Source organism: Brunnivagina elsteri CCALA 953 (assembly GCF_002289455.1).
Classification (GTDB): domain Bacteria; phylum Cyanobacteriota; class Cyanobacteriia; order Cyanobacteriales; family Nostocaceae; genus Brunnivagina; species Brunnivagina elsteri.
Genome location: NZ_NTFS01000419.1, coordinates 1 through 5517, shown reverse-complemented (window position 1 = coordinate 5517; position 5517 = coordinate 1). Strand labels below are relative to the sequence as shown.

The 5517-nt window shown below is 40.4% G+C and carries 5 protein-coding genes and 1 pseudogene; 3 read left to right on the top strand and 3 right to left on the bottom strand.

Going from position 1 to position 5517, the window contains the following annotated elements:
- Positions 1-164 precede the first annotated feature (164 nt).
- Both CK510_RS25470 and CK510_RS25465 read right to left on the bottom strand, forming a co-directional pair.
- Positions 165-1133, bottom strand: a complete 969-nt coding sequence (locus CK510_RS25470) for a trypsin-like serine peptidase (RefSeq protein WP_095724332.1) — start codon at positions 1131-1133, stop codon at positions 165-167.
- A 211-nt stretch (positions 1134-1344) separates the two neighbouring features.
- Positions 1345-2996, bottom strand: a pseudogene (locus CK510_RS25465) (IS1182 family transposase).
- Positions 2997-3365: 369 nt separating this feature from the next.
- On the opposite strand from CK510_RS25465, the gene CK510_RS33665 reads away from it, so the two are divergent.
- Together CK510_RS33665 and CK510_RS33660 are read left to right on the top strand one after the other, a co-directional pair.
- The gene (locus tag CK510_RS33665) at positions 3366-3839 is read left to right on the top strand and encodes a hypothetical protein (RefSeq protein WP_095724331.1); all 474 of its coding nucleotides are present in this window, start codon (positions 3366-3368) and stop codon (positions 3837-3839) included.
- Positions 3820-4671, top strand: a complete 852-nt coding sequence (locus CK510_RS33660) for an IS66 family transposase (RefSeq protein ID WP_245912433.1) — start codon at positions 3820-3822, stop codon at positions 4669-4671. The genes CK510_RS33665 and CK510_RS33660 overlap by 20 nt, the downstream gene beginning before the upstream one ends.
- 98 nt (positions 4672-4769) lie before the next feature.
- Here CK510_RS33660 and CK510_RS31230 read toward each other — a convergent pair whose 3' ends face one another.
- The gene (locus CK510_RS31230; RefSeq protein ID WP_143289436.1) at positions 4770-4952 is read right to left on the bottom strand and encodes a hypothetical protein; all 183 of its coding nucleotides are present in this window, start codon (positions 4950-4952) and stop codon (positions 4770-4772) included.
- A 12-nt stretch (positions 4953-4964) separates the two neighbouring features.
- Between CK510_RS31230 and CK510_RS25445 the strand changes: the two genes are divergently transcribed.
- The coding region (locus CK510_RS25445) for a Uma2 family endonuclease (protein ID WP_095724330.1) at positions 4965-5517 on the top strand (553 nt) is incomplete at its 3' end.

Genomic DNA, 5517 nt, shown 5'->3' with positions numbered 1-5517 from the left:
GCGATTAAAATCGCCCGTGTCGCTTATATCTCAGCACTAAAGTGACTGAGTTTTACGCATACCGTGTTGTTCTATAAATAATGGCAAATGAGGGCAAACGGTTGTTTGCCCCTACGGGATTTGCGATCGCAAACTGTATTTAAATTAGAACCAAAGAAGGATATCTAATTTGCGAATCTATCGAGGAAATCAATCCTTAATCCCAAGTTTGTACTACCATCTGTTCTTTCCGCATTATTTAACCCTACAATATAGGGTTTATTGCCAATTACACCAATAATTGCTCCACCAGAAGAACCACCTGTAGTATCGCAGTCATGGAATAGCACATTACTTTCTGCCTGTGTAATGCTACAATCCGCTTGAGCGCTTGCGGTAAATCCTGACCCTGCGGTAAAAAATCGATAATTCTCTTTGCTTGTATCGGGGAAATCACCGGAATAACCAACGAAAATATAGGCTTGTTTATTTCTGGTTAAAGTCGCATTAGATAAGGATTTCCAGCCTAAATAACCGTACTTTAAACCAATGGGTTTATTCAGTTTAAATAATGCCCAATCATTAGTTTGATTTTCTAATGCACTACCACCGAAATCAGTCCCATACAGCACATTTACAACCTCGGCAACATCAGCTCGATTCGCAACTTTGCCATTGATAACATTCGGTAAAAAAGCAATTTTTTGGCTTAATTTTCGGGTTTCTGGGTTAATAACGCAATGTGCATTAGTTAATACAACATCTTCCGTAATCAACGTACCTGTACAATGATATTCTTTATTTTCGGTACTAATTCCCTGAACTCGTCCGATCGCACTCCAAGGATATTGTCTGCTTAACATTGGTGTGCGATCGTCCCAACCGATGACAGTACGATTTTTAAATTCTTTGTCGTCGGGTTTATCTGGTTTTTTTTCTTGTTGTAAATTGCTCGGTTGAAAGGGGTTGCCGTTACCTTTGATTTTGAAATTTTTCGCATCCTTGAAGCTGGTAAATTTTGGTGCGGTTGGATTTGGTGTTTGAGCGTTGGTTTTGAAGATTGTAGTCAGTGCGATTCCTGCGGATAGCTGCACTAACACGCAGCTGAACAAAGCGATCGCATTTTTGATGGTTGTGGTTTTCGTGGTTTTCATGGTTATTTGTGGTTGATTTGATAGTTTTTGTGTATCGTCATCTCGCTCTGAATAAAAGAACCTCACCCTGTTCTTCGGACATCCCTCTCCTGCATCAGGAGAGGGAGCAATAAAATATGACCCCTCTCCAACCTCTCCCCCACAGGGATACTGTTGGCGAATTAAAGGAGGGCAAAACCAGTCATCACAAAATAAAAAATTAGGACTACTATTAAGCAGTGGAAGCAAGTCTAGCAAAACGAGAAACACGAGTCTGGCTTAGTGGTCGCTCGTTCCACCAATCCCACATGCGGCTTAAGTTGATAGCAGCAGCAGTGATAATGTGCTGCAATCTGGTTTTAGCAAGACCAATGTAGCGACAATGACGCAACTGGTAGGAACCACTTGCCTGGGAAATCGACCCTTCAACTCCAGCACGTTTGTTATAAGTTTGTTTAAACGATTCGGTTTCTTGGCGAATTCGAGCATCATTTAATGCTTGATGTAGTTTCTGTGGTTTGAGAGTTAGAAGACGCGGTAGTTTTTTTGAGCGAGTGCATTTTGAACGACTTGAGCAAACACCACAATCCTGTTGTCAAATTGGACTTTGACTACAGGGTTATTGTGGCTATCGACAGTAGTACGCCAAGACTTACTTTGTTTACCCATTGGGCATTCAACACACTTCAAATCCCAGTCAATGGTGAAACAATTTTGCTCAAAACCTGATTGTTCAGTGGCTTGCCAACTAGTTCCGGGGGGAACTTTCCCTACTAAGTCAACATTAAAATTCGATTTACTATCGACTAAGTTTTGAGCATTGACATAGCCAGTATCTACAATATGTTCCTCTGGCAAGAGATTTTTCTGTTCTAAATGGGCATGGATGGTTGATGTCATCACAACATCGGCACTTGTAGCGACATCCGTTTCCACATTGATAATTAAGTTTGGCAGAATTGGGTCGCAAATTTCTGTTAAATGCATCTTGTAGCCAGTCCAATTGATTTCTCGTTTGCTCGAATTGCGTGCATCAATATCGTAGGGAGATTCAATTTGTAGTCGATTTGGTGGTAAGTTATCTTGCTCTCGCCAATAGACTTGTTTCGATTGAATATAAAATTGTTGTACCCAGACGATACGCAATATTTCCACAGATGGAATTTGCCACAACCAACTTGAACTTGAGTCTTGATATAAAGTTTTGAGTAGATAATAACCATCAATACCAATTTGTAGCCTTAAACTTTCACGTTCAGCTTTTGATTTGGGCAAACGGTATTGCTCAAATCTAAGGGAGTAACGTTCAAACCAATCTGCTTCGACTCTTGGTTGGAGCCAATCTGGGGCAAAATAAGCCAAATCATTTAATGTATGACGTAAAGTTTCCCCGACTAATTCCAAACGATTTAACTGTCGTACTGCTGCGAATACGTGAGTGGAATCGGTTCTAGCGCGTCCCTTATTTTTGAGTAAACCCAGTTCTTGGAAACGAGCTAGCATTTGGTTTAGTAATTCTTCCTCTCGACAATTGTTTATTAATCGCTGACGAAATTCTGAAAGTACCGAATAATCAAATCCTGGATCATTTAATTCCAACCCTAATGCGTATTTCCAGTCAATATGACCCCTAACTGCATCCGCAGCTTGCCTGTCAGTTAAACCTTCAACAAATTGCATTACTGACACTAATGCTAATTACCCTGCTGATATCCCGCTTTGACCACAATCTGCACGGTAGAGTGTTACAAAATTCTTATCTTCATATAATACTCCTATTTCATCCCGCATTTTCATATATATGTTCCCTTTGGGAAATGAGTTCCGGGCTACTTGTGCTGTGCCTTCGGGAATATGAGACATGTCATGCGAGTGAAGAGTCATAATCTATATGGATGCTATGCTTTATATCCTTATTCTCTTTTTTAAGTCCTTCCAAGGCGCTGGGGGGCTTCGCCCTTCATCGATTCGCCAACAGTATCCTTATCAAGGGGAGAACAAGGCAAACCAGATATAAAAGCCAATAAAAAGGAAGGATTTAAGAACAACCATTCATCAGAGAAAGAACGAAAAGTCCCGACAAAGCATAGCAAAAGTAGCAAAAATGCGACTATCAAAGTTGACCGAGAAGAAATAGTTGTTTATCCACTAGAATTATTACCACCTGATGCACAATTCAAGGGTTACGTTCGCGAAGCGTCTCGAAGAGAAGAAGTAATTGTCCAAGACATTTTACTCAAAACAGATAACGTATTGTTCCGCAAGCAAAAATACTACTCAGCATCGGAAGGAAAAACATATTTAGCTTCCCTACCATTGGGATACGAGGGAGAATTCGGTCCGGGAATAAAAGCCTTAGTAATGAGTCTGTATTATGGCGGAAACATGACTCAAAGCAAGATGAAGGAATTTTTAGAAGATATTGGTATTTCGGTGTCAGCAGGGTATTTATCTAATTTATTAATCAAAAACTCTTCAGCTTTTGAAGTCGAGTTCAAAGAAGTATATATAGAAGGTCTGGCAAGTAGTCCCTGTCTTGAAAAGTTGCGTGCGGGGGGAACCCCCGCACGCAACTTTTCGCTGGCAACATTTCGACCAAACAGGTGCGCGTGTTGGTGGAGTAAACCATACAACGAACGTAATCTGCAATCCTTTGTATACTGTTTACCTGACCACTCGAAACAAAGATCGCTTAAGCGTACTCAGGGTGTTGCAAAACACAAATGAACTTGAGTTTATCCTCAACTCGCTTACATACGATTTACTCTCCACTTTCAACCTGCCAAGCAAATGGAGTTATCAACTCAAATTACTTCCTCAACAAACAGCTTTCACTTCCGTTGAGTTTAATACATTACTTGACGAGTATCTGGGTAAATTAAATCCTCAACACCGTACCCGCATACAAGAGGCAGCAGCAATTGCTTTTTATCATCAGCAAACCAATATTTCTGTAATCAAGACTATAGTGTGTGACGATGCTCCGCAATTCAAGCTAATAACTGATAATTTAGCTCTTTGCTGGATACATGAGGCTAGACATTATAAGAAATTAAGTCCGTTTATTGCCTGTCATCAAAAGACTTTAGATGAATTTCTGGATAGATTTTGGAAATACTACCGAAAATTATTAGCTTATCGTTCTGCTCCTAATGAGGATCAAGCGAAAGAACTCAGGTTGGAATTTTGGACGCTTTTTACCGAAAAAAGTAGTTATGAACAGTTAGATGAGCGAAAACGATTAACTGCTGCAAAAGTATCGGAGTTACTTTTAGTTTTAGAGCATCCAGAATTACCATTACATAATAATCCTGCGGAGTTGGCTGCTAGGACTATGGTGCAGCGCCGTAATATTAGCTATGCTACCCAAACTCAACAAGGTACTAAAGCTTGGGATGTTTTTATGTCTCTTGTTGCTACCACTCGGAAGTTGGGAATCAGTTTTTTTGAATACATGCGTGACCGTATTTCTCAAATCGGGCATATTCCATCTTTGGGAACTATCATTCGGGAGAAATCTTCTTTTAATCCCTTTGGTTGGTCATGGATACCAGAATAATCCCTACCCCGAAATTTTGAGGGGATACCATGAAAAGACCTAGAAACCGGGTTTCTCAACAAACGACAAAACCCCGAATCTTATTACATCAGAGGAACTTATAAAACAATAAAATATCGCGATCGCAGGTTTATTAATCGTATCATTCGTGAGTGAGGGCGGGGAAACCCCACCCCTACCGCAACTTTTCTGCGATCGCGACAATACTCTAAAATTGGTGCGTTACGACAAGCGATCGCGCTGTTTGATAAACCGTTTGATAATAGAATTAATCCTTTCAATAAGGAATCATCATGGAAACCCTAAGTTTAAACTTACCTCCATCCGTAGGTTTAACCGACGAGCAGTTTTATCAACTCTGCATCGCTAATGAACCTTGGAAATTAGAACTTACCCAAACTGGAGAATTACTGATTATCCCCCCAACAGGAGGAGAAAGTGGAATTAGAAATTCAGACGTTAACACAGAACTCGGTTTATGGAACCGTCAAGCCAAGTTAGGGAAAGTTTTTGACTCTTCCACGGAGTTTAAATTACCTAGTGGTGCTTATCGTTGTCCTGATGCTGCTTGGGTGAAATTAGAACGCTGGCAAGCATTAACAAAGGATGAACAACGACGTTTTCCTCCTATGTGTCCTGATTTTGTGATTGAACTACGTTCGGAAACTGACTCTTTAGATAAATTACGCGCCAAAATGCGGGAATATCAAGAAAATGGTGCGAGTTTAGGTTGGTTAATCGATCCGCAAACTCCTTTAGTGGAAATTTATCGATCGGGGCAAGATGTGGAAGTGGTGAATTTTTCTTTTGAGAATCCTCCTCTACTTTCTGGTGAGGAAGTTTTAC

What these genes read in the sequence shown, in the direction of transcription:
- CK510_RS25470 (WP_095724332.1), bottom strand. Translation starts at nt 1,133, where the DNA reads ATGAAAACCACGAAAACCACAACCATCAAAAATGCGATCGCTTTGTTC.